A 22,333-nucleotide genomic window follows, 5' to 3' on the forward strand; every position below is an offset into this window, starting at 1 on the left:
GGGAACACAACTGTGCAGAAGCTCCAGCTTCGGTGAGGCCGTTCCCAAGTCAGGCTTGGGAACGAGCGGAAACGAGGGGGAAGACCACTTCGAGATCCTGGCGAGCTCCCTAGAAAGACAGTGCGTTTCAGCTGTAGCAGGAGGGAAGCTGGAGCTTCCCGGGTAGGGCGTTCCCAAGCCAGAGCTTGGGAACGAGGGGAAGGAGCGACTCATGCCCTGTAGGAGCCGGCTTGCCGGCGATCCCGATCGCGGCGAGGGCGCCGCTCCCACAGATGGTTTACAACGCGGCGAAGGCGCCGCTCCCACGGGGATCTGGATCGCGGCCTTTGCCTTGCCGTGCCGAAGGCGCTCAAGCGGGCGGCGCCCGCCGTTCACACCACCAGCACGGGTTCCCGAAGGATCGCTTCAATGGCCTTCTCGGCGGAAGCCGCGAGCCCGGGGTGAGTTTCCTTGAGGGATTCCACCTGGCGGAGGTGATCGGCGGTGCGGAGGACCACCATGGCCAGGTCCCCCTCGTCGATTCCGGAAAGATTTCGGACCGTATCCCAGTCTTCCCCCTTCGCCCAGTGGTACACTACCAGCACGGTCCAGAACGGGAGGGGAGGCGTCGTGAACCCTTCGTTTTGCAGCCGTTCGCGGAGTCGGTGCAGGACTTGAAGCAGCGTGAAGAAGGGTTTTGCGAGTTCGGGATACTTCCAGACAAGGGCGGACAGCTGCATTTCTCCCGGCCGTTCCCGATCCATCACGAAGGGTGCGATGAGCGCGGCCAGGAGTGCGGGGTCCTGTTCCGGAAAGACGCCCTGGCGGATGCCTTCTGAGATGAGCAGCGGCTGATCCAGGCGAAGCTTGGAAGCCCAGAGGCCGTCCCGGGTGAGGTATCCGTGTTCGTCCACGTAGCCTTCGGCCTGGAGAAACCGGAAATGGTGCAGGAACGAACGCCACAGTTCCTCCTGGATCGTCCGGATTTCCGCGTGGTGGGCGAAGTAGTTCTGGATCAGGCGCGAAAAGGGGTGCCGCGTCGATTTCTGGCACGGTCCGTACAAGGCGCAGCGAGGACACGGCAGGGACCCGGCGGCCAGGGCCGCCTCCTTGAGGTCGCTGCCGACCGCCTGAACCGGGGCGGGTTCTTCGGTCGGTGTGTCTCCACGAAAGAGGGACCGGAAGGGTCTCTCGGCCTGCTCCGCAACCAGCACTTCCCAGCCTTCCCGATCGGAAAGATCCGGAAATTCCGGCAGCTTTTCTCCGATGTCCCGGATGCGCCGGCCGTTGATCCGGTGAACCCTCACGGCGCCGTGACGCCACTGCAGGGGAAAGGCGAGACGCACGGCGCCCGCCGATGCTTCTTCATCGCCTTCGGGAGCCTCCACCACCAGGTAGGGGGTCCCTCGACGGCTCAGCAGGAGGCGGCCCGGGTGGAGCAATTTCTGGATCGACCAGAGGAAGGTCTGGCGTTTGAGGGCCTTGCGGGCCTTTTTCTGTTCCGTCTGAAGCTGCATGTAGCGGGGCCGGATTTCCGCCAGGGCTTCCGGCGACCCGCAGGCCATGTCCGGGAGCCATTGGGCGAAGGCCTTCCGGTAGCGTTCGCTGGTTTTTCGGGTTTCCGTTTCCTGGCTGAGGTTCTGGAAGGTGGCGAGAGAGAGTGAAAATAGGGTTCGGATTTCTTCCGGGCGGTGCGAAAGCAGCAGATTCAGCACCATGGAGAAATTCACTCGGATTTGGCTCTGTATGGCGTCGGGCGGCGAATGCAGCAGGTCATGGAGGAGTTCGGGATTCTGGTAGCGGCCGGGCACCACCAGGACGAAGCCGATCTTGTCCATGCCGCGCCGCCCCGCGCGCCCCGTCATCTGGAGCAGGTCCGTGGCCGAAAGCTCCACGAATTCCCGCCCGTTGAACCGGTCGCTCTGGGGAATCACCACCGTGCGCGCCGGAAAATTCACGCCGGCGGCCACCGTGGAGGTGGAGAAGATCGCTTCCAGATAACCTTCTTGCATCAGCTGCTCCAGAAGCAGCTTCCAGTGGGGCAGCTGGCCGGCATGGTGGGCGCCCACCCGGCATCGCTTCAGGATCGGCAGATGGCGATGGCTTTCCAGGAACGGCCAGCGATCGAGAAGTTCGCGCAAACGGTGGTGAAAGTCGTCGGTGCCCGATGCCTTCGGTTTTTGAGGTTTGGACGGGCACAGGGTGATGGCCCGCTCACAGTCGGATCGGGACTTCATGAAGAAGATAGCCGGAAGGAGATTGGCCTGCCGAAGGGCATCCAATATGCGGGCCACGTCCGGGAAATCGCGCCGGGCAAAGGCTCTGGAGTCGATCTCCCGGATGGGCCCGTGAAGGCCTCTCCGGCTGGAAAGCGGCGTGAGTTCCCCATGAGGGAACAGGAAGAGCGGGAAGAGGGGGACCGGCCGCTCGTGGGCCGTCACCCAGCTGCAGGGGTGGTGGCGCAGCCACTCGAGCCAGTCGCATATTTCCCGAGCGTTTCGTATCGTTGCGGAAAGAAGCAGGAGCCGCACACGGGTGGGAAGGTAGATCAGGATCTCCTCCCAGACCACCCCGCGGTCCTCGTCTCCCAGGTAGTGCGCTTCGTCCATCACCACCAGGTCCACCTGGAGGTCTTCGCCGCGATGCATGGCATCGTAAAGCTGGTTTCGGAGGATTTCGGTCGTTCCCACGATGATGGGGGCGTCGGGGTTTTCCTTGCGGTCGCCGGTGAGGATGCCGACGTTTTCGATCCCGAAGATGCGGCCGAATTCTTCCAGTTTGGCGTTGGAAAGCGCCTTGAGCGGCGAGGCGTACCAGCTTCTTCCGCCTCGATCGAAGACTTTCTTGATGGCTTCGATGGCGATGTAGGTCTTCCCGGCCCCGGTGGGGGCTGTCACCAGGACGTCGGATGCCTCGATTTTTTCAAGCGCTTCGACCTGGTAGGGGTCGGGAACGAACGGTTGAGGTTCCGGAATGCCGATGCGGTCCAGCACGGGGCGGACCCGCTTGTGGATGTTCAGCTGAAAGGGGGTGTTCTCCGAAGGAGCCTCCGCCTTCTGTCTCGCGGGAGGTCCGCCCCGCCGCCTGTCGTATCGTCTTGTCTTCAAAATATTCTCGAGAAATTTCTCACCTGAGAGTTGTCATTTGCCAGGGTACACCCATTTGTAACTGGCAGGGGCGGTTCTGCCAAGAGACAAGAGCTCGTCCAAAAACAAGCTCATGCTATTCGGACCCTGAGGTTCTTTGTTTCCCCTCGTTCCCAAGCTGGGGCTTGGGAACAAGAAGCAAAAGATCTGCACCAAACTCTATTTCCCCTCCCCTTGTGGGAGGGGATTAAGGGGAGGGAGGAGAGGGGGATTTGTTTTGACCTTCGTTAACCTTTTTGCTTAAGGTCTCCACTTTAGAACGCTGCCAAAGATTTGAACGATTGGATGGTCTTCGGTAGATCCGGGGCTCCTCGCGATGAGGTGCATGGGATCACGGCCTCATGGGAATGGAAGCTGGGGCTTCGGAACAAGGTGGAAGGCCTGCGAGGGTGGCTCAGAAACGGCGAACGCGGCTGCCCCCCCCCGGTCTCGAGCCAATCGAGCGGACGGCCCCGGTGAATCCTCTGGAATGCTTCTGCATGCCGCGGCCGCGTGGGGCGCCTGCCCCGCGGGATCTACCGCCGCAGGAGGGTGATTTCGTAGCGCCGGATGGCGGGGTCCGGGGTGATGGTGGCCACTACGGAAAACAGTCGGCCGCGGATGCCGAGGGTGTTCAGGGTCCGCCGATCGACGTCCAGTTCGTGCACGGTGCACGGCTGTTTCTGAAGCACGTTCCCGTCGGCGTCGAAAAGGGTGAGGAGCACGCGGCGATTGGAAAGATCTTCGTGGGTGCTGATCACGTTTCGGACCGCGAGGAGGGCGCCGTCGTCCTTGAGTCGGACCCATTCGGAAAAATCGCCTTGAGAGTGCAGGGAAATACCGTAAAGGTGCGCCGTGCTCCGGGCGTTCACGGTGTCCTCACGGCTTGCCGGAAGCCGTCCCGTGATCTCATCCGGTTTCAGCGGTTCGTAGGATTCCCCCAAGGGAATCTTCTGAAGGATTTCTTTCTGGAAGAGCGCCCATTCCTGGGGGCTCATGGATTCGGCCGCCTCCAGGGCGCCGCCGGCCGCCTGGGGATCGAATTCACTGGCCGATACCACTTCCTCGATGGACAGCACCTGCTGCTTGGGGATACCCGCCACGCCTCCGGGCATTTCGAACCGGATGTGCCCTTCTTCCTCCCAGCAGTAGGGCACCTCCAGCCGGTTCCCGTCGGCGAGGTGGATCCTCACGGGACCGGCCCGCAGGAGTGGGGGGCTTCCCGGCAACACCGTGAAGCACAAGAGGCCCGTGAAACAAAACGCCAGCCGGCGAAGGTTCCTCATCATGCGTTGACTCCCTGTCCGGTGAGCTCCCGGCCGCTGATGCCACATTTGCTGTTTTTGAACCCTTTTGGTATAGATGAGTATCGGCTGTTGCCCAAGATAGCAAAAGTGATGATGTGGGGTCCACGTTCTATTTTGCAGAAGACGAGAAGACCCCGGCATCCATTTCTCGGTCGATATTCAAGTCCTCTCTGAGAAAGGAAAAGCAGAAACCGTGCGTTTTATCGACTCTTTTTGGTCCCTTTGCAAACGTATTTTGGGGTGGGCTGCGGAACCGGCTGTGGAACCGGTGAAGGAAGCGCACCCGTCCGCCGAAGAAACCCCGCCCGAACCCGTCCCGGCGGAAGCGCTGTCGGAAGACGACTGCGAAACTTCCGGGATTACTCCCAGGAAGGCCGTCTCCGAACTGGCCACGGGAACCCCCTTCGATGCCCTGAACCTTCGGGAGGAAATCCTCAAGGGGCTCCGGGACGCCGGGTTCGAACGCTGCACGCCCATCCAGGACAAGACGCTCCCGCTGACGCTCAGCGGCCGCGACGTGGCAGCCCAGGCCCAGACGGGCTCGGGCAAGACGGCGGTCTTTGTCCTCACCATCCTTCAGCGGCTCCTTTCCCAGCCCGGCCTGGAAGGTCACAAATCCCGGGCGCTCATCGTGGCCCCCACCCGGGAACTGGCGCTGCAGATTCACGAAGACGCCCGGCTGCTCGGCCGCTACTGCCCGTTCACCACAGCGGTGATCTACGGCGGGGTGGGCTACGAGAAGCAGATCGAAAAACTGCGGCAGGGAGCCGACATGGTCGTCGCCACCCCCGGGCGCCTCATCGACCTCATGAAACAGGGGATTTTCAAACCCGATGACGTGTCCTTTCTGGTGATCGATGAAGCCGACCGGATGTTCGACATGGGTTTTGTCAAGGACCTCCGCTACATCATGCGGCGCCTGCCGCCCTACAACCGCCGGCAGAGTATGCTCTTTTCCGCGACGCTTTCCCCCCGAGTCCTGGAACTCACCTATGAATTCATGAACGCTCCGGAGGAGGTGGTCATCAACCCCGAGGAGCTGGTGGTCGGCACGGTGGAGCAGACCCTGTACCATGTGGGAAGAGCCGAGAAGTTTTCGCTGCTCCTCGGATTGCTCAAACGTGAGGCGGCCGAGCGGGTGCTGATTTTCACCAACACGAAGATTCAAGCCGCTAGGCTGGCCGACCGTCTCCATGCCTGCGGTTACGAGGCCACGGCCATCACGGGGGACCTGCCCCAGAAAAACCGGGTGAAGATCCTGGGGAAGTTCAAGGACGGAAGCGTGACCATCCTGGTGGCCACCGACGTGGCTTCACGGGGCATTCACGTGGAAGACATATCCCATGTGATCAACTACGACGTTCCCCAGGACCCGGAAGAGTACATTCACCGCATCGGGCGGACCGCCAGGGCCGGAAAGAGGGGGCGGGCCATCACCCTGGCGTCCGAGGACGATGTTTATCACCTGGAAGCGGTGGAAAAGCTCCTGGGCGAAAAGATTCCCGTGGTCTGGCCCGAGGAGGACTGGTTCGTGAAAGAGCCTCCCAGGAAACGGGAACGTGCGCCTCGGCCTGGAAAACCCAAGCCAAGGCAGGGAAAGTCTCCCAAGGGAACCGCGACCGGGGAAGCCGCCAGGGGTAAGACTCCTCCCGGTGCCGGCGCCAAGGGTGAGCCCAAAAGGAGGCGGCGGCCCAAACGATCGTCCAAGCCCGGGGAGCCGCGCCGGGACGAGCGCCGGAAGTCCCAGGAGACCGTCGAATAGAGCGTCATGGGTCATGCCGGATGTGATCCGCATCCGGAAAGATCCGCAGGCCGTGGATTCCGGCCGGCAGGCGCCGGCGGCGGGTCCTCCACCATCGCCAACCCTTCAGACTCAGACGAAAGGATCGAGCCTCATGGACTTATTTGTATCGGGATCGTTGGCCTACGACCGGATCATGGATTTTCCGGGCCACTTCGCAGACCATATCCTTCCCGACAAGATTCACGTGCTCAACGTGTGCTTCAATATCAACGGTGTGGTGGAAAAGTTCGGCGGAACCGCCGGCAACATCGCCTACACGCTGTCGCTCCTGGGGGAACGTCCCCGGATTGTCGCGGCGGCGGGAAGCGATTTCGACCGGTATGAGCGCTGGCTGGTGGAAAACGGCCTTTCGTGCAGCCATGTCCGGAAGATCGACGACGTCCCCACGGCGGGTGCCTACATCACCACGGATCTCGCCGACAACCAGATCACGGCGTTCAACCCGGGAGCCATGCTTTACCCGGCGGAGTTGCCGGACTGGAATGCCCCGAGCGACGATGTCCTGATCCATATCGGTCCCGGCAACAAGCAGGACATGACGGCCTTTGCCGAAAAAGCCCGGCGGACCGGGGCCTCTTTCATCTTTGATCCCGGCCAGAGCCTCAACATCTGGACCGGCGAGGAACTCAGGGATGTCGTGCGCGGCGCCCTTTGCTTCATTTCCAACGATTACGAGTTGACCCATTTTCTCAAGATGACCGGCTGGAAGATCCAGCAGTTGTTCGAACATGTCCGGTTGGTGATCACCACCCACGGGCCGGAGGGCAGCGTCCTGAACGTCCGGGGGGACAAAACGCTGGTTCCTGCGTCGAAGGTCAAGGACGTCGTCGACCCCACGGGAGCCGGCGACGCCTACCGGGCTGGGCTGCTCAAGGGACTCGTCAACCGCTTCGATTGGCTCACCTGCTGCCAGATGGGCAGCGTGGCCGCGACCTACGCCGTGGAATGCCACGGCACCCAGGAACATCGTTTCGACTGGGGCGGTTTCCTTGCGCGCTACGAGAGCAATTTCGGACCGCTGAGTCCGGATCTCTTGCCGGAGGCGCCTACTGGACGAGAAGCATCCGCCCGCGGAGCCGCCTGATTTCATCACGGAGGGCCGCGGCCTTTTCGAATTCCAGCTGTGCCGCGGCTTCCTTCATCGCGCTTTCCAGATCACGGACCCGGTCCTCCAGCCGGCCCCCTTTCGCTTCGGCCAGGGTCGCCTGGTCCTCCATGAGGACATCCAGGTCGAAGGCCGCTTCCTTGGGACGGTATTCAGCCAGAATGTCCGGGATGTCCTTCTGGATCGTCCGAGGCACGATCCGGTGTTCCTCATTGTAGCGAAGCTGGATCTTACGCCGCCGTTCGGTTTCTTCAATGGCCCGGCGCATGGAATCCGTCATGGTGCCGGCGTAGAGGATCACGGTGCCGTCCACATTGCGGGCGGCCCGGCCCGTGGTTTGGATGATGGAACGTTCGGAGCGCAGGAACCCTTCGCTGTCGGCGTCGAGAATGGCGACCAGGGAGACTTCCGGGATGTCCAACCCCTCGCGAAGCAGGTTGATCCCGACCAGCACGTCGTATTCGCCGAGCCGAAGGTCTCTTACCAGTTCGATGCGCTCCAGGGTGCTGATGTCCGAATGCAGGTAACGGACCCGAATGTTGAGGTCCGACAGATATTCGGTGAGGTCTTCGGCCATGCGCTTGGTGAGCGTCGTGACGAGGACCCGCTGGCCGGCGGCCGCCCTCTTTCTGATTTCCCCGATCAGATCGTCCACCTGGTGTTCCGCAGGTCGCACTTCCACGCGCGGATCTACCAGGCCGGTCGGCCGAATGATCTGCTCCACCACTCTTCCCCGGCTCCGTTCCAGTTCGTAGGCGCCGGGAGTGGCCGAAACATAAACGACCTGGCGGATGCGGCTGCAGAATTCTTCGAAGGAAAGCGGCCGGTTGTCCAAGGCGGAAGGCAGGCGGAAGCCGAAACGCACCAGGGTTCCCTTGCGGGAGCGGTCGCCGCGGTACATGCCCTGGAGCTGAGGGATCGTGATGTGGCTTTCGTCGATGAAAAGAAGCCAGTTTTCGGGGAAATAGTCGAGGAGCGTCGGGGGAGGTTCCCCGGGGTTTCGACCGGTCAGATGGCGTGAATAGTTTTCGATCCCCGGGCAGTATCCCAGTTCCTGCAGCATTTCCATGTCCAGGAGCGTCCGTTCTTCCAGCCGCTGGGCTTCCACTAGCCGACCCTCCGAATAGAGTTCGTCCAGCCGCCGGACCAGTTCCTCCTTGGCGGCCTTGACGGCCCGCTCCAGCGTCTGCCGGTCGGTGACGTAGTGGCTGCCCGGGTAAACGGCGACGGCGTCGAGGCTGCGATAGGTTCGCCCGGTCAGCGGATCGAATTCCTTGATGGCGTCCACCTCGTCCCCAAAGAACTCGATGCGCACCGCCCGGTCCTCTTCGTGCGACGGAAAGACCTCCACCACGTCGCCCCGCACCCGAAAGGTTCCACGGTGGAAGTCCACGTCGTTTCGTTCGTACTGGATTTCCACCAGCTTTCTCAAGACCGCGTCCCGGGATACCTCCATGCCGGTTCGGAGCTGCAGGAGCATGTTCTGGTAAGTCTCGGGCGATCCCAGGCCGTAGATGCACGAGACGCTCGCCACGATCAGGACATCGCGGCGCTCCAGGAGCGAGCGCGTGGCTGAGTGACGCATCTTGTCAATGGTTTCGTTGATGGAGGCGTCTTTTGCGATGTAGGTGTCGGTCTGGGGGAGATACGCTTCCGGCTGGTAGTAGTCGTAATAGGACACGAAGTATTCCACGGCGTTGTGGGGAAAGAGCGCCTTGAATTCACCGTAGAGCTGGGCGGCCAGCGTCTTGTTGGGCGCGATCACCAGCGTGGGCCGCTGGATCCGCTGCACCACGTGGGCCATAGTGAAGGTCTTGCCGGAACCGGTGACCCCCAGGAGGGTCTGTTCGCGGACGCCGTCCCGGATGCCCTCGGCCAGGGCGTCCACGGCGCGCGGCTGGTCTCCGGTGAGTTGCCATTTGGCGATGAGTTGAAACCGGTTGTCCGTTCTGTCCATGCGCTCGAATCTTCAAGGGTTCGGGGTGGCGCCGTCCAAAATCCATCCTATATTTACCAGAAAGGCGCGAGGCCGCAAAGGACGTCGGGTGGGAAGCAGAGAGGTTGCGCCCCCGGCGGCGAAGGGGTCCGTAGGGATTCGATAAACCTTTCCGGCCGAGAACCAGAAAAGGAGACGCCATGAAGCTCAAAGGCAAGAAGGCATTGATTCTCGTCGAAGACCTGTACCAGGAAATGGAACTCTGGTACCCCCTCTATCGGCTCAAAGAGGAGGGGGCGGAGGTGTTCACCGTTGCACCGGAAAAAGGCCGAATCTACAAGAGCAAGTTGGGATATCCAGTGACCAGCGACATGTCCGCAGACGAAGTCCGGGTGGCCGACTTCGACGCCGTGATCGTTCCGGGTGGCTACGCCCCCGACCTCATGCGCCGACACCCCGCCATGGTCCGGATCGTCTCCGATGCGCTGGAAGCCGGAAAGGTACTGGCGGCCATCTGTCACGGCGGATGGATGCTGGCCTCAGCCGGCGTCCTCCGGGGAAAGACCGTCACCGGGTTCTTCTCCATCCGGGACGACCTCGTACATGCCGGTGCAACGTACGTGGACCGGGAAGTCGTGGTCGACGGTAACCTGGTCACATCGCGTAAGCCCGACGATCTTCCGGCTTTTATGGCGGCGGTCATCGACGCCATGAGCCGCTGAAGAACGCCGCACTGGGAACCGGACCTCAAACCGGGTCGATTTCCCGGCGGGGCGATATGTTCGATTGGGCACAAAGTCACTTGAAAGATGGGCGCCGCCGGCTTAGGCTTCATACCCAAGCGCGGCCCGAGAGGCCGAACGAAGTGTATCGGAGTGCACCCGAGCCCCCGGTACCGTGGAGGATGCCATGCTTCCTGCTGTAACCCCTCATGTCGCTCAGCGGCAGGCCATCAATGAAGCCGTGCGAGCCGAAATCAATCTGTGTTACACGTGTGGTTCCTGTGTGGCCGAGTGCCCCGTGAACCGCGCCACCAACCGCCTGCAGCCGCGCACACTGGTGTGGATGGCCAACCTGGGCCTGCTGGACGAACTGGTCCGCCTTCCGGACATCTGGTTCTGCATCCTCTGCAATCGCTGCAGCCATGTCTGCCCCATGACCGTAAAACCGTCGCAGCTCATTCGCTATCTGCGTTGGGAAGCCGTCCGTGGAGGGAGTGTGGCGTCGGCATTTCCAGCACAATGGAAAGCTCTCTACCGGAGCTTCCAGGATGCCCGCTATGCGGCCGCGGCTTTGTGCGGCGAGGGGAAAGGCTTGCCGGCGGATTCCGGAGAGCTTTTCGAAACCCGGGGGCCGGCGGGGAACACCGCGCCCCTGGAGGTTCCCCGCAGTAGGGGCGGCGCGGCCAGGCGGTCCCTGGCCCGCGCGGTTTCGGAATACCGGGGTTATCCCACCCATGTTTCTTCCTGCTTTGCGTGCGGTGAATGCAGCAACGCCTGCCCTGTGGCGCTGAACCGGGCGGCCTTCGATCCCCTGGCCATCATCCGTTCCACCCTCGTGGGGGCCGAAGACGAGCTCTTGCGTTCTCCGTCCATCTGGCTCTGCATCGCCTGCGAAAGCTGTTCGCGCACCTGCGGCATGGGGGTCAAGGGGCACTTCGTGATGCGGCGTTTGCAGGAATTGAGCGTTTCGGAAGGAGCGGTGGACGAGGAATTCCCTCTCCGCTGGCAGGCCTGCCAGAGCGCGCTCTATGAAACTTTCGTGGAAAGAGTGGTTTCTCTTCTGGCCGGCCTCTGACCTCGGAGTCGGACGGCTTCGAGGGTCGGAAACGCTGAGGAAGATTCCGGCGTGAGAGGCCGGAGCCGCTTTTCGGGCTCCAGGGCGCCGGGTATTTCATCTTTGAGGGCTGGTTTGCGAAAGGAGGCGGGGCCATGGGAAAAAAGAGCAACAGGCTGACCAGGGCGGCCACTGGCTGCCAATGTTGCGTGACGGAACTCCCGGAGGGCGGCGCCGGCGCCCGATACGGCTGCGAGGAACGGCGAACGGTTTTTACGGAGCGTGAACAGAAGGTGTTGCAGCGTATTCGCCAAGTCCAGGAGCGTGCCGCGGCCGTCAAGCGGGAACTGGACGGGCTGCCGGAGGATGCCGCCGGGCGGCGGTCGCCCGCCGGCGAACTGGATCGCCTGCGCGCCGAGCGGCAGCAGCTGGAGCAGGAGCGCTTGGCGGCCGCCCATGAGAGAATGCAATGGCTGGGGCACGCCTGACGCCCCTCTGAGATGGTGGATTTTCCCTCAGGCCGGGCCTGAGGCACTCTTGTTTTTGGAACCCGGAGGATGGCTCCGGGTTTTCTTTTTAGAGGCTGTTTGAAAATACCCTTCACCCTTACGGGGATTGAGTGTCCGTTTTTTCCCGTGGGGGGGGGCTTCGCGAGCGGCACCTAGGGAGCCGGCTTGCCGGCGATGCGCATCGCTGTAGGGGCGGGGCATTCCCCTCGTTCCCAAGCTCTGGCTTGGGAACGGCCCCATGGGAATCGAAGCTGGAGCTTCTGCACAGCTGTGTTCCCAAGCTGGAGCTTGGGAACAAGAAAATTGAGGCAAACGCTTTTGCAATCCGCAATCCACATAAAGCCCGCTCCTACAGGAACAAGGAACGTCGGGGCCCGACTTTCATGAGCTTGTTTTTGGACAAGCCCTTATGGAGAGAGAGTAGCGAATTCCGGGAGATCCGCAGCGAGATGAGGGCGACGGGTCAATGTCTGATTTTTTCTGATGGGCTTGCCGATATGATTTGCAAATGTTCTTGTAATCAAGAAAGGCACAGGTTATATAGAGAAATATTTCGGATACGGACAATCGTTTAATGGAAGGGTGGAGGAGACCGTTATGAGCAAAAAGCTTTTTGAGTTGTGTGCCGAACTCGTTATGGCCCAGGCTTCTGGAAGATCAATGACAACGGAGGAAATGGAAGAGGCGTTGCTGAAAACATTCAGCACTCTCCAAAAGATTCAGAAGGCCGAGGATATGGGTGTTCCTGCGAGCATTCAGATCCCGGAAGTCCGCGAAGAAAGGCCCGCGGCGGAAGCGGTTCCGAAGGCCGCCATGGATCCCAAGAGTTCCATCCAGGAGGACCGGGTGATTTGCCTGGAATGCGGCTCGCAATTTCGGCAGCTCACCGCCAATCACCTGAAGAGCCATGGGCTGACGCCGCGCGAATATAAGAAGAAATGGGGTTTCCGCCTCAAGGATTCGCTCGCGGCCAAGTCGCTGACCCGTGCGAGGAGCGAAGCCGCCAAGGAACGCGGGATTCCGGACAAGCTGCGGGAATTTCTCGAAAGCCGGAAGCACGGGCACTGATCCGGGGGTGCGCGGCGCCTCCCACGGGTGGGCCCGAAGCCGACCGGAAAAGACCGAAACCCTCGTTCAGGACGGCGGTCCGCCGTCGGCGAGGACGGTGTCGTCGTGGTCGTACGGGGGACTGCAGCAGCACAGGATCCGCAGCGGGACGGCGCGCAGATTCACCAGGCTGTGGACGGTCCCGGGAGGAATGTACACGGAATCCCCCTTTTCGATGACGATGGCGGTTTCCGCCAGGGCGAGCCGCCCCTCCCCTTCCAGGACATGATAGATTTCCTCGCTTTTCAGGTGGCGGTGCGGGTGTGTGGCACCATGGGGAGGAACCACGGCTTCAGCGAGGCTTTGCCGTTGATTCCCGTGAACCTTCGGATGTATCAGCTCCCGAACCTGGGAACCGTCCTTCGTGATAAAGGGCGGGACTTCCGTTTGGCGGGTTCGAACGATGTTCATGGGCTGCCTCCTTTGCTTCGACTCTGTCTCGGATGCGGCGGCTGGTGTTTCGCGGAGTGTGCAGCAACACGGCCGCGGTCATCATGCCTCAGCCGGCGGTTCCGCGGACAGGCCTTTTGAAACGGCTGGGGGGTCATGAAGGGAAAAGACGAATCGGTTTCGGAGTTCGAGGAACGGCTGGCGGGGATCATTCAAGCCCTCAAAAAGAAGTATCCCGACGCGTCCCTCGAACTCCGTTTTCAAAACGGGTTCCAGCTGCTCGTGGCGGTGATCCTGTCGGCTCAGTGCACGGACGAGCGGGTGAACCAGGTTACCGATACGTTGTTTCGCAAATATCCCACTCCGGAACGTTTCCTCGAGGTGCCCGTGGAGGAACTGGAAAAGGACATCCGGCCCACGGGGTTCTACCGGAACAAGGCCAAAGCGCTCCGTTCCTGTTGCCGGGTTCTGGTGGACCGTTACGGCGGGGAGGTCCCCAGAGACATCGAGGAACTGGTGAAGCTTCCGGGTGTCGGCCGAAAGACGGCGGCCATGGTCCTGGGCAACGCCTTCGGGGTGCAGCAGGGCATCGCCGTGGACACGCACGTGAAGCGCGTCTGCCAACGGCTGGAACTGAGCCGGGCTCAGACGCCGGAAAAGATGGAACGGGAACTCATGGCGAAGATTCCCAGGGACGACTGGACGTGGTTCAGCAACGCGATGATCCTTCACGGGAGATACACCTGCACGGCAAGGAAACCTCAGTGCGGCCGATGCGTCATGGAGCCGCTGTGCCCGTTCCCGGAAAAGAACATCTGAAATCCGGGGGCGGCATGCAGGGCGTGACGCCGGCCACGTTGTGTGATCCCCATAGGGGCACGGCATGCGTGCCCCTACAATCTTGACAACAAATGAAAAGCTTCACTAGAATACGGCCGTCGTGGGCGAAGAGGCGGAACCGACTCTATGGATCGTAGCGAGGGCGAGGGAATGAAAAGCGCAAAGGTTGTGGCTGCCGCCGTTTTGACGCTGGGCTGGATCTTCGGACTGTTGCTGGGTGCAGGCGATGCGCCGGCGCAAGATCCGTCCTTCCTCATCGAATCAGACCTCTACAGAGAACACTCACAGCCTCTGGTGGAATTCAACCATGACGCCCACATGTACGACTACGGCTACGATTGCCAGGAGTGCCACCATGTCTTCCGGGGTGGGGAAAACGTCTGGACCGATGGGGACCCCACCGATTGCGAAGAATGCCACAACGAACCAACGGTCAGGAACGAAAAACGCCTGCCGCTTCCCAAGCAGCAGTTGAACCTGAAGCTGGCCTACCACAAAAACTGCATCGGCTGCCACCGAACGTACAACCATGAAAACCACGTGATGGCGGCGCCCGTCAAATGCCAGGAGTGCCACACCCAGCCCCGCTGACGGCGCTCTCGTGAGAGGCGGCTTTCATTCGAAGCGCCTCCCGTGCACAGGCGGCGGCATGCCGCCCGAGCGGCCTCCTTGGCGCTGAATCATGAGTTCTTCCCGGTCGGGGAAGAGCTTCCGCAATGCGTAGTCGGCCGCCGCCACCAGCAGCACGATCAGCACCAGGGCGATCATCATTCTTTTGAAATGGACGTTGAAGCTGACGCGCTCCTTGGCCTTTTCCAGCCACTCATAGCGCCGGGTGAACCGGATCAGAAGCAGCAGGACCAGGACGGGAACGACGAAGCGCAAGACGATGAGCTTTGTCACCGAGCCTCCTTCCATGCGTCGAGTGCGGCGAAAGGCCTGCCGCCGGTCACGTTTCGGCTCAAGGGAGCCTGGGTGGAAACGCTGGAGTGTCCCGGCGTTTCGAGAACATCAATCTTACAGGTTGAAAGGTACGGGTCAAGCACGCTCCGGGGGCTTGAAGCCTGCGGGAGTGGCGGCAGGTGAGGGGGGGTTGGTGGACTTCAGGCGGGAAAAATCGCCATGGGGTCCTGGACGAGGGGGTCTGGGATAAGAGTTGATTCGTCGCGGCGGCCCCGTCGCGATTTCAGACCCCGATGAAGTTTCTCGTGGCTTCCATGGCTTCGAGGATTTCCACCATGAAACGATCGATCATCGCCTGGGTGATCTTCAATCGGGCGAACACCTCGTCGTGGCCGGGCTGGAGGAAATCCATCGCCGAAGTGCCGATCCCCACCGACGAAACGATCCGGTTGGCGGCATAGACAATGGCGGCGATGTCCTGGTGGATGGAAGCGTCGAAGGGCGAGTGATGATATCGGATGCCCACCTCGACTTCTTTCGGAAAGCGCCACCTGCGGGCCATGAGTGATCCCAGCACCTGGTGGTTGACCCCGATGATTTCTTCCTCGGCCTCCAGGAAGGGAATCCCTTTCTCTTTGATGAGCATGTAGATGGAATCCATGTAATCGGCCACCTGCTGGTTCAGCACCACCTTGCCTACGTCGTGCAGCAGGCCTGCCGTGTAGATGGTGAGCGCCCTTCTGCGTCCGAGGGTTTCGGCGATGCTCTGCGAAAGGATCGCGACGGCTACCGAATGTTCCCAGAGTTCGCCTTCGTGAAGGTCGTACGCTTCGGCTTTGCCCCTCAGAAAATGGGCCACCGATGACATGAGGATGATTTCGATGAGCTGTCGCTGTCCCAGGACGATAATGGCGTCTTTGAGGGAACGGATCTTGTACCGGCGGGCATAATAGGGGGACCGGCTGATGGTCAGGACCCTCGCCGTGATCGCCTGGTCATACTTGATGACGGATTCGATTTCTTCAACAGGTGCAAAGCTTCGGAGCAGCGGAATGACCTTGGACACCACCTTGGGAAAAGGTGGAAGATTGTCCACGGCCTGGATGATCGAATCCAGGGCCGGTCTCCTCTTGCGGACGTTGGTCATGGACCTTCTCCGTCAGCAGTCGCCCGGCGCCTGCCGCTCCGATGGCGGTGCCCCGCCCTTCAAAGCGGCGGCAGCAGATTCAGATCACGTGCGAAACTTATTTCTTCAAGGTTTTCGATTGCCTCAATGAGGCGGTGGACGGGTTCCGGATTATCGGCCATGGCGGCGGCCTTTTTTAGAAGCTGGACCGCGGCCTGCAGGTAGATTCCCACCTTTGTCCGCCGCACTTCGTTTTCGGCGCCGATCCAGATGGTGTACGAGTCTTCGTCGTATTCGATGGTGAAGCTTCCGACGCCCTGGGCGTAGCGACCGAGTCCTCGAAGGGTTTTGACCACCCGGTTGTGCGTCTTCGCCACCGTGATGCCCTCCAGGTCGATGTGGAGCTTTCCTGAACTTTCGTCGTACTCCACGGTCTGGTGGGCATCCTCATCCGCCAGCGCCTTGGCTTCTTCGCGCAGTAGATCGACGAACCGCTGGATTTCGGCGGCCTTGGAGGGGTCGAGCAAGACCGAACCGTAGTAGGAAACAAATACGTCCATGGGTTCCCTCATGTTTCCACTTCATTTCGGCAGTTGCTCAGCAAACCATTAACACATTCAAACCGGCGCGTGTCGATCTCATGGCGGAGCCTGCCCGGCGCTTTCTGCCAGGTTTCCGTTTCCTTCCATCCGGTGGGGCGGCCGCCCGCCTTCCGGGGAATCATCAGCGCTTTCTTTCCAAAGGATCCAGCTTGCGATCCCAGATCATGCGTTCCAGTTCCTTGGAGACGGCTTCGGCAAGCCGGCGGAGGAACGCTTCCGCTTCCGGGGCGGGCTTCCGGTCTTGCACCACATAGACCTGGTCCAGCCACGGGTCGAGCCGGCCGATGAGTGCTTCCACTTCCTTCTTGAGGATCTGTTCCGTGAAGTAATCCATGGTTCGCCTCACCAGTCGCAAAGCTTAGAAGGCGCCGCGGTAGAACGCGAGCCGCCTGGCGTAGGGGCGGAAGGTCTGGAGCAGCCGCGACGTTTCTGATTCCGTAGGCGGCGGGAAGTTCTTTGCGGATGCGGCCAGAGTCCGGACGTGAGCGGGCGTGGAACAGCCCACGACGGCCGCCGTCACCGGCTGCGACAAAGCGAAACGGATCAGCGTCTCCGGGGTGACTCCCGCCGACTCCGAAAGGTATTCGCCGGCGCCGAGAACCTTCATGCCGATCACGGCCAGGTTCCGGCGGCGGGCGGCTTCGAGGGTCTCATCCAGAAACCCGCCGATGACGGCTTCCACCGGATTGACAGGCATCATCACCGCATCCAGCGGCCAGTTTTCCACCGCGTAAGTGAGCACCCGGGGGTCGTGATGGCCTGTGACGCCGATGGCTCCCACTCGGCCCGACGCCTTCGCCTTCAGGAAGGCTTCGAGCGCCCCGCCCGACCCTTCGATGGTCCGGCATTCGTCCATCGTGCGGACATCATGGATCTGCCATAGGTCGAGCCGTTCGGTGTGCATGTTTTTCAGCGTGGTTTCCAGGTCCTGGAAGGCCTCGGCGCGGGTCCTCATGGCGGACTTCCCCGCCTGAAAGGCCATCGCACGCCGTTCCGGGTGGTGTTCCCAGAACAGACCGTAATAGGATTCACTCCCGGCGTAGGCGCGGGCGCAGTCGAAATAGCGGATTCCCTGGTTCCAGGCTTCTTCGATGACGGCAAGCGCTTCCCCGTCGTGCCCGTGGGTCCTGAGGATTCCTTCACCGCCCAGACCCACGCGGAGGGCGGGCGTGGTGGGATCGGCTGGATCTTTCGGATCGGTAAAATTTAGTGCCAACGGATCACCTCGCGCCGTGAAAGTCCGCTACCATGACGGCCGCCAAAGAAATCCGGCCTTCGATGTTCTGTGACTCTATCGGTCCGGCGGTTCCCGTGTCAACGCTTGCGATGTTCATGACAAAGAAAAAGCCAGACGGCGGGGCTGTACCGTCTGGCTTTTCGGAGGAGGAAAGAGTTTCTTTCTTGCCCGTATGGAGTAAGCAACCCACGTGCCAACCTGAGACCACATTACGAGAATACAGAAGAAAGCTTGTGATGCCAACCTGTTGGACGATGTGGCGCCGCTCGCCTTCCCGGCCGATACCGCCCGCCCAGCCGGGAAATACCGACATCACGACTCAATTCCCGACACAATCACGCCAAATCCCGCCACGCGGCGGGTTTCGGCGGAGCGGCCCCACGCCCGGATTCGATCGTTGGCCGCCTCCGGCTGATGAACCTCGCCGCTCCGTGAGGCCTTTGCCGAACCGCTTTTTACCCCATTTCAGCGAAAACCGTACGGTTCAACGCCCCGTGCGCTCCGTCCCGCCGGGCGGCGGCATTTCCCTTGTTCCCAAGCTTCAGCTTCCCCCTTTCCCTTGTTCCCAAGCTTCAGCTGCCCCCTTTCCCTTGTTCCCAAGCTCCAGCTTGGGAACACAACTGTGCAGAAGCTCCAGCTTCGGTTCCCATGAGGCCGCGATCCATGCGAACCCGCTACAAAATCCATGACAAAGAACCCAGACGCCGCCTACTTCGTTACATCAACTATCGTAGCGTGGATCCCCCGGTCTTCACCCAGAAAGACCACTTCGAGATCCTGGCTGGCTCCCTAGAAAGACAGCGCGTTTCAGCTGTAGCAGGAGGGAAGCTGGAGCTTCCCGGGTAGGCCGTTCCCAAGCCAGAGCTTGGGAACGAGCGGATCGTCTTCTGCTGCTCACTCAAATATTGAGCAAAATCCGTGCGATGGCGTCGCGTGGTTTTTGGCGTTCGAGGCCGGCGGGGGGGGGTCGTTGTGGGTGGATCCGGGCGCGGATGGATTCGCGGGCTCGGGCGGCGCGTTCGGATGTGTGGACCAAGGCGACCCGATGCATGGAGGTTCCTTTCGCAGGTCACGGAAAGGGGATGAAAAATCCTCCGGCCCCATTGACCCGGCATGCAGTTTGCTGTATGACGCGGTCCGCTGGTCGGTTCACGCGGAGCGCGGTTCCCGTTCACAAGCGTGTCCAACGGACAGGGAATCCCATGGCGGTCTCCGCGGGGCCGTATCCGGCAGACTTTTCGTATCACAAAGGATTCACCCGTGGACAAGCAACACAAAAGAGAAGTGGACCGGCGGCGCAACTTCGGGATCATCAGCCATCCCGACGCCGGAAAAACGACGCTCACCGAAAAACTCCTGCTCTTCGGCGGGGCGATTCAGCTGGCCGGAGCCGTGAAGGCCCGGAAGGCCGCCCGGCACGCGACCAGCGACTGGATGAGCATTGAGCGCGAACGTGGGATTTCGGTCACCACGTCGGTCATGAAGTTCAACTACCGGAATTACGAAATCAACCTACTCGACACCCCCGGCCACCAGGACTTTTCCGAGGACACCTACCGGGTGCTCACCGCCGTCGACAGTGCGGTGATGGTGGTGGACAGTGCCAAGGGCGTGGAAACGCAGACGGAAAAACTGATGGAAGTGTGCCGCATGCGGAACACCCCCATCATGACCTTCGTCAACAAGATGGACCGGGAGGGACTTCCTCCCCTCGAAATTCTTTCCCAGATCGAGGACAAGCTCCAGATCGAATGCGTTCCCCTTTCCTGGCCCATCGGCGCCGGAAAAGGGTTCCGAGGCGTCTACAACCGATACCGCGGGGAACTCTTTCTCTTCACCCCCGGCGAAGAGACCCGGCCGCGGGAAGGCGTCCTGGTCCGCGACCTGGGAGATCCCCTCCTGGAAGAACGGATCGGTAAGCGGGCCGCGGGCCGGCTGCGCGAAGACGTGGAGCTGCTCGAAGGCGCCTCGGAACCTTTCGAGCTCGAGCATTACCTCAACGGCAGCCAGACGCCTGTTTTTTTCGGGAGCGCTGTGAACAACTTCGGCGTTCGGGAACTTCTGGACGCTTTCGTCGAAATGGCCCCGCCGCCGCGGGCGCGGATGACCGAAACCCGACTCGTCTCTCCCTACGAAGAAGCGTTTTCGGGATTCGTTTTCAAGATTCAGGCGAACATGGACCCGGCGCACCGGGACCGGATCGCGTTCTTAAGGATCTGTTCCGGAAGGTTTCACCGCGGGATGAAGGTGATCCATCATCGGACGGGAAAGGAAGTGACGTTCGCCAATGCGACGATCTTTCTCGCCCAAGACCGGGCCAACGTGGAAGAAGCCTATCCCGGCGACGTGATCGGCATCCATAACCACGGTACCATAAAAATCGGCGATACCTTTACGGAAAAGGAACCCCTAAAGTTTACGGGAATTCCGAACTTCGCCCCCGAGCACTTCCGGCGCGTCCGGCTCAAGAACCCGCTCAAAGCCAAGCAGCTCCAGAAAGGCCTCACGCAGCTCGCCGAAGAAGGCGCGGTCCAGGTGTTTCGGCCGGTGCTGGACAGCACCTACATCCTGGGAGCGGTCGGCGTACTGCAGTTCGACGTCACCATGGCGCGGCTCAAGGCGGAATACGGTGTGGACGCGGTCTACGAACCCGTCGCATACCACATGGCCCGCTGGGTCACGTCAAAGAACCCCGAACGACTCAAGGCCTTCGAAAAGGAGATGGCGGCCAACCTGGCTTTCGACGCCGAGGGCCACCTGGCCTACCTGGCGCCCAGCGAATGGCGGTTGGAATTTGTGAGCGACAAGTGGCCGGAGATCGAGTTCCACAAGGTCAGCGAACACGGGTGACAAGCCGCCGAAGCCGATCTGCAGCCCTCCGACTTGATTTGAGATCATCAAGCTGAAACCCTGCGGGCGGTTTCCATTCCCTTGGGGGGTTCGTGGCGGTGAGCGGCGGCGCGGCGTTCGAAGGGGAAAAGGCGCGAGAGCGCTCCGCGGAGCATGGCGGTCGTCAACTCGGGTTTCCGTCCGTGCCTGCGGAGGCGTCTTCCCAAGCCATGCACCGGTGGAACACCTCGCCGAAAGCTTGGGCCACCGTTTTCGCGGCCTGCTGGAGCGAAGGGGCGTACCCTGTCAGGCGTCCAATGCTGGTCACGCCCTTTTCGGGAATGCCGCAGGGGACGATGTGGTCAAAAAAACGAAGGTCCGTGGAGAGGTTGAGTGCGAATCCGTGCTGCGTGATGTGCCGCGTGGTCACCTTGACGCCGATGGCGGCGATCTTTTCGTTTCCGACCCAGACCCCCGTGTGACGGCGGATGGTTTGAGCCTGGACCCCCCAGTGTTTCAGGGCGACGATCAGGACTTCCTCCAGTTCTCGAAGATAGCGTAGCACACCCCCTCGGCGGCCTTCCAGACTGATGACGGGGTAGCCCACCAGTTGGCCGGGGCCGTGGAAGGTCACATCGCCTCCGCGATCCACGCGGCGCACCACCGCGCCCAGTCGGGCGAGTTCCGACGGGGGGGTGCGGAAGTTGTCTTCGCGACCGCCGAGCCCCAGCGTGTACGTGGGGGGGTGTTCGACGAAAAGGAGTGTGTCCGGGACTTGCAGGCAGGCCCGCCGTTCCGCCAAGGATTTTTGAAACTCCCAGGCGGTGTCGTAGTCCATCCGCCCGAGCAGGCGCACGGTGCAGGTCGGCCCGGCATTCGGCTGCGTGCTGTCCGCTTTCATCGAAGGGCCGCTCCAAGGAGAAAACAGGCCACCGAACACCAGGAACGCGTTCGTGGCCTCAATCACTTGTTGCAAGGCACGTACATGTGCGTCGCGCTTCCCAAAAACCCCCATGACCCCGCGGGGTCACAACGAAGCATGAAAATATTGTGAATTGTGGGTTCGACCACGAATATAAAAAGTTTGGTAGCGTAAAAAAACAATAGAGTTAATATCTGATGCCAAATTCTATTTCCCCTCCCTTTGTGGGAGGGGATTAAGGGGAGGGGAATGTAACTGATTGACATGCATTAATTTTATCACCCTCACCCCAACCCTCTCCCATCAAGGGAGAGGGGGACTTTTTGACCTTCGTTATCCTTTTTGTTTAAGGTCTCCACTTTAGAACGCTACCAAAAGTTTATGATAGCTGGCATGCTCAACATACCGGAATCACTTTAATAACTGGTTATTTTCATATAAACGTTCCCGCAGCTTTCCCTTAGGAAGGGGCGGGAACAACGTGATCCGCCCTGGATATTCCATATAACAGTCGGGCCGCCGAAGCGGGATCGGAGCGCCATCGAACCGCGGCGTACGGGACAGAATAATGTTCTATAGAAATTCGGCAACTGGAAAATACCCTTCACCCTTCGGGGGATTGGGTATCCGTTTTTTTTCGCGTAGGGGCGGTTTAGGAGCCGGCGATCCTAATCGCGGCCAAGGCCGCTCCTAGTGCGCCCATTGTGGGAGCGGCGCCCCCTTGCGCCGCGATGAACCAACCCGGATGCCCCACTATACCCATCGGTCCGAGGGCGGGCCCAGTACCACCGACCTGTGGGAGCGGCGCCCCCTCGCCGCGATGAACCAACGTGATG

General features: G+C 61.0%; 20 protein-coding genes. 9 read left to right on the forward strand and 11 right to left on the reverse strand.

Going from position 1 to position 22,333, the window contains the following annotated elements; translation table 11 throughout:
• Positions 1-371: 371 nt before the first annotated feature.
• Positions 372-3,086: a DEAD/DEAH box helicase gene (locus tag FDQ92_RS11440; RefSeq protein WP_137425016.1), complete on the reverse strand. Its 2,715-nt coding sequence runs from the start codon at positions 3,084-3,086 to the stop codon at positions 372-374.
• A gap of 554 nt (positions 3,087-3,640) precedes the next feature.
• A complete protein-coding gene (locus FDQ92_RS11445) occupies positions 3,641-4,393 on the reverse strand; it encodes a hypothetical protein (protein ID WP_137425017.1) in 753 nt (250 codons plus the stop codon).
• Between the two features lie 277 nt (positions 4,394-4,670).
• On the opposite strand from FDQ92_RS11445, the gene FDQ92_RS11450 reads away from it, so the two are divergent.
• Together FDQ92_RS11450 and FDQ92_RS11455 are read left to right on the forward strand one after the other, a co-directional pair.
• The gene (locus FDQ92_RS11450) at positions 4,671-6,173 is read left to right on the forward strand and encodes a DEAD/DEAH box helicase (protein ID WP_211341253.1); all 1,503 of its coding nucleotides are present in this window, start codon (positions 4,671-4,673) and stop codon (positions 6,171-6,173) included.
• A gap of 133 nt (positions 6,174-6,306) precedes the next feature.
• Entirely contained in the window at positions 6,307-7,299 is a 993-nt protein-coding gene (locus FDQ92_RS11455; protein WP_137425018.1) for a carbohydrate kinase family protein, read from the forward strand.
• Here the strand turns inward: FDQ92_RS11455 and uvrB are convergent.
• The gene (gene uvrB / locus FDQ92_RS11460; protein WP_137425019.1) at positions 7,262-9,277 is read right to left on the reverse strand and encodes an excinuclease ABC subunit UvrB; all 2,016 of its coding nucleotides are present in this window, start codon (positions 9,275-9,277) and stop codon (positions 7,262-7,264) included. The genes FDQ92_RS11455 and uvrB overlap by 38 nt on opposite strands.
• Positions 9,278-9,456: 179 nt before the next feature.
• Here uvrB and FDQ92_RS11465 point away from each other — a divergent pair, with 179 nt between their 5' ends.
• The 4 genes from FDQ92_RS11465 to FDQ92_RS11480 all read left to right on the forward strand — a co-directional run bounded on the left by FDQ92_RS11465 (position 9,457) and on the right by FDQ92_RS11480 (position 12,609).
• A complete protein-coding gene (locus tag FDQ92_RS11465; protein WP_137425020.1) occupies positions 9,457-9,978 on the forward strand; it encodes a type 1 glutamine amidotransferase domain-containing protein in 522 nt (173 codons plus the stop codon).
• Between the two features lie 187 nt (positions 9,979-10,165).
• Positions 10,166-11,053 (forward strand): 4Fe-4S dicluster domain-containing protein, encoded by an 888-nt coding sequence (locus tag FDQ92_RS11470; protein WP_137425021.1) that lies wholly within the window; start codon positions 10,166-10,168, stop codon positions 11,051-11,053.
• Positions 11,054-11,187: 134 nt separating this feature from the next.
• On the forward strand, positions 11,188-11,520 hold the full coding sequence (locus tag FDQ92_RS11475) for a hypothetical protein (protein WP_137425022.1): 333 nt from the start codon (positions 11,188-11,190) through the stop codon (positions 11,518-11,520).
• 618 nt (positions 11,521-12,138) lie between these two features.
• Positions 12,139-12,609 carry a Ros/MucR family transcriptional regulator gene (locus FDQ92_RS11480; protein WP_137425023.1) on the forward strand — a complete coding sequence of 157 codons (471 nt, stop codon included), beginning with the start codon at positions 12,139-12,141 and terminating at the stop codon, positions 12,607-12,609.
• Positions 12,610-12,675: 66 nt separating this feature from the next.
• Here the strand turns inward: FDQ92_RS11480 and FDQ92_RS11485 are convergent, their stop codons facing one another.
• Positions 12,676-13,059 carry a cupin domain-containing protein gene (locus tag FDQ92_RS11485; RefSeq protein WP_137425024.1) on the reverse strand — a complete coding sequence of 128 codons (384 nt, stop codon included), beginning with the start codon at positions 13,057-13,059 and terminating at the stop codon, positions 12,676-12,678.
• Between the two features lie 135 nt (positions 13,060-13,194).
• Here FDQ92_RS11485 and nth point away from each other — a divergent pair, with 135 nt between their 5' ends.
• Complete coding sequence (gene nth / locus FDQ92_RS11490; RefSeq protein WP_137425025.1) at positions 13,195-13,857, forward strand: endonuclease III; 663 nt, start codon at positions 13,195-13,197, stop codon at positions 13,855-13,857.
• A gap of 171 nt (positions 13,858-14,028) precedes the next feature.
• Complete coding sequence (locus tag FDQ92_RS11495) at positions 14,029-14,469, forward strand: cytochrome c3 family protein (RefSeq protein ID WP_170180321.1); 441 nt, start codon at positions 14,029-14,031, stop codon at positions 14,467-14,469.
• Between the two features lie 24 nt (positions 14,470-14,493).
• Here FDQ92_RS11495 and FDQ92_RS11500 read toward each other — a convergent pair whose 3' ends face one another.
• The 6 genes from FDQ92_RS11500 to FDQ92_RS11525 form a co-directional block, all read right to left on the reverse strand.
• A complete protein-coding gene (locus FDQ92_RS11500) occupies positions 14,494-14,781 on the reverse strand; it encodes a hypothetical protein (protein ID WP_137425027.1) in 288 nt (95 codons plus the stop codon).
• A 283-nt stretch (positions 14,782-15,064) separates the two neighbouring features.
• Positions 15,065-15,928, reverse strand: coding sequence for an HDOD domain-containing protein (locus FDQ92_RS11505; protein ID WP_137425028.1), 864 nt, complete (start codon positions 15,926-15,928; stop codon positions 15,065-15,067).
• Between the two features lie 59 nt (positions 15,929-15,987).
• Positions 15,988-16,467 (reverse strand): hypothetical protein, encoded by a 480-nt coding sequence (locus FDQ92_RS11510; RefSeq protein ID WP_137425029.1) that lies wholly within the window; start codon positions 16,465-16,467, stop codon positions 15,988-15,990.
• 163 nt (positions 16,468-16,630) lie between these two features.
• A complete protein-coding gene (locus tag FDQ92_RS11515) occupies positions 16,631-16,843 on the reverse strand; it encodes a hypothetical protein (RefSeq protein ID WP_137425030.1) in 213 nt (70 codons plus the stop codon).
• 24 nt (positions 16,844-16,867) lie between these two features.
• Positions 16,868-17,725 (reverse strand): aldo/keto reductase, encoded by an 858-nt coding sequence (locus tag FDQ92_RS11520; protein WP_137425031.1) that lies wholly within the window; start codon positions 17,723-17,725, stop codon positions 16,868-16,870.
• Positions 17,726-17,729: 4 nt separating this feature from the next.
• On the reverse strand, positions 17,730-18,062 hold the full coding sequence (locus FDQ92_RS11525; RefSeq protein WP_137425032.1) for a hypothetical protein: 333 nt from the start codon (positions 18,060-18,062) through the stop codon (positions 17,730-17,732).
• 944 nt (positions 18,063-19,006) lie between these two features.
• Here FDQ92_RS11525 and FDQ92_RS11530 point away from each other — a divergent pair.
• Positions 19,007-20,596, forward strand: a complete 1,590-nt coding sequence (locus FDQ92_RS11530; protein WP_137425033.1) for a peptide chain release factor 3 — start codon at positions 19,007-19,009, stop codon at positions 20,594-20,596.
• Between the two features lie 163 nt (positions 20,597-20,759).
• Here FDQ92_RS11530 and lipB read toward each other — a convergent pair whose 3' ends face one another.
• Positions 20,760-21,476 carry a lipoyl(octanoyl) transferase LipB gene (gene lipB / locus FDQ92_RS11535; protein WP_170180322.1) on the reverse strand — a complete coding sequence of 239 codons (717 nt, stop codon included), beginning with the start codon at positions 21,474-21,476 and terminating at the stop codon, positions 20,760-20,762.
• Positions 21,477-22,333: the final 857 nt, after the last annotated feature.

The sequence above is a fragment of the Desulfoglaeba alkanexedens ALDC genome (assembly GCF_005377625.1).
In the GTDB taxonomy this organism is placed as follows: domain Bacteria; phylum Desulfobacterota; class Syntrophobacteria; order Syntrophobacterales; family DSM-9756; genus Desulfoglaeba; species Desulfoglaeba alkanexedens.

Excerpts from the sequence above, each read along its gene's own strand:
- FDQ92_RS11445 (WP_137425017.1), bottom strand. The coding sequence starts at position 4,393 with ATGATGAGGAACCTTCGCCGGCTGGCGTTTTGTTTCACGGGCCTCTTG.
- FDQ92_RS11455 (WP_137425018.1), top strand. The coding sequence starts at position 6,307 with ATGGACTTATTTGTATCGGGATCGTTGGCCTACGACCGGATCATGGAT.
- uvrB (WP_137425019.1), bottom strand. The coding sequence starts at position 9,277 with ATGGACAGAACGGACAACCGGTTTCAACTCATCGCCAAATGGCAACTC.
- FDQ92_RS11465 (WP_137425020.1), top strand. The coding sequence starts at position 9,457 with ATGAAGCTCAAAGGCAAGAAGGCATTGATTCTCGTCGAAGACCTGTAC.
- FDQ92_RS11470 (WP_137425021.1), top strand. The coding sequence starts at position 10,166 with ATGCTTCCTGCTGTAACCCCTCATGTCGCTCAGCGGCAGGCCATCAAT.
- FDQ92_RS11475 (WP_137425022.1), top strand. The coding sequence starts at position 11,188 with ATGGGAAAAAAGAGCAACAGGCTGACCAGGGCGGCCACTGGCTGCCAA.
- FDQ92_RS11480 (WP_137425023.1), top strand. The coding sequence starts at position 12,139 with ATGAGCAAAAAGCTTTTTGAGTTGTGTGCCGAACTCGTTATGGCCCAG.
- FDQ92_RS11485 (WP_137425024.1), bottom strand. The coding sequence starts at position 13,059 with ATGAACATCGTTCGAACCCGCCAAACGGAAGTCCCGCCCTTTATCACG.
- nth (WP_137425025.1), top strand. The coding sequence starts at position 13,195 with ATGAAGGGAAAAGACGAATCGGTTTCGGAGTTCGAGGAACGGCTGGCG.
- FDQ92_RS11495 (WP_170180321.1), top strand. The coding sequence starts at position 14,029 with ATGAAAAGCGCAAAGGTTGTGGCTGCCGCCGTTTTGACGCTGGGCTGG.
- FDQ92_RS11505 (WP_137425028.1), bottom strand. The coding sequence starts at position 15,928 with ATGACCAACGTCCGCAAGAGGAGACCGGCCCTGGATTCGATCATCCAG.
- FDQ92_RS11510 (WP_137425029.1), bottom strand. The coding sequence starts at position 16,467 with ATGGACGTATTTGTTTCCTACTACGGTTCGGTCTTGCTCGACCCCTCC.
- FDQ92_RS11515 (WP_137425030.1), bottom strand. The coding sequence starts at position 16,843 with ATGGATTACTTCACGGAACAGATCCTCAAGAAGGAAGTGGAAGCACTC.
- lipB (WP_170180322.1), bottom strand. The coding sequence starts at position 21,476 with ATGAAAGCGGACAGCACGCAGCCGAATGCCGGGCCGACCTGCACCGTG.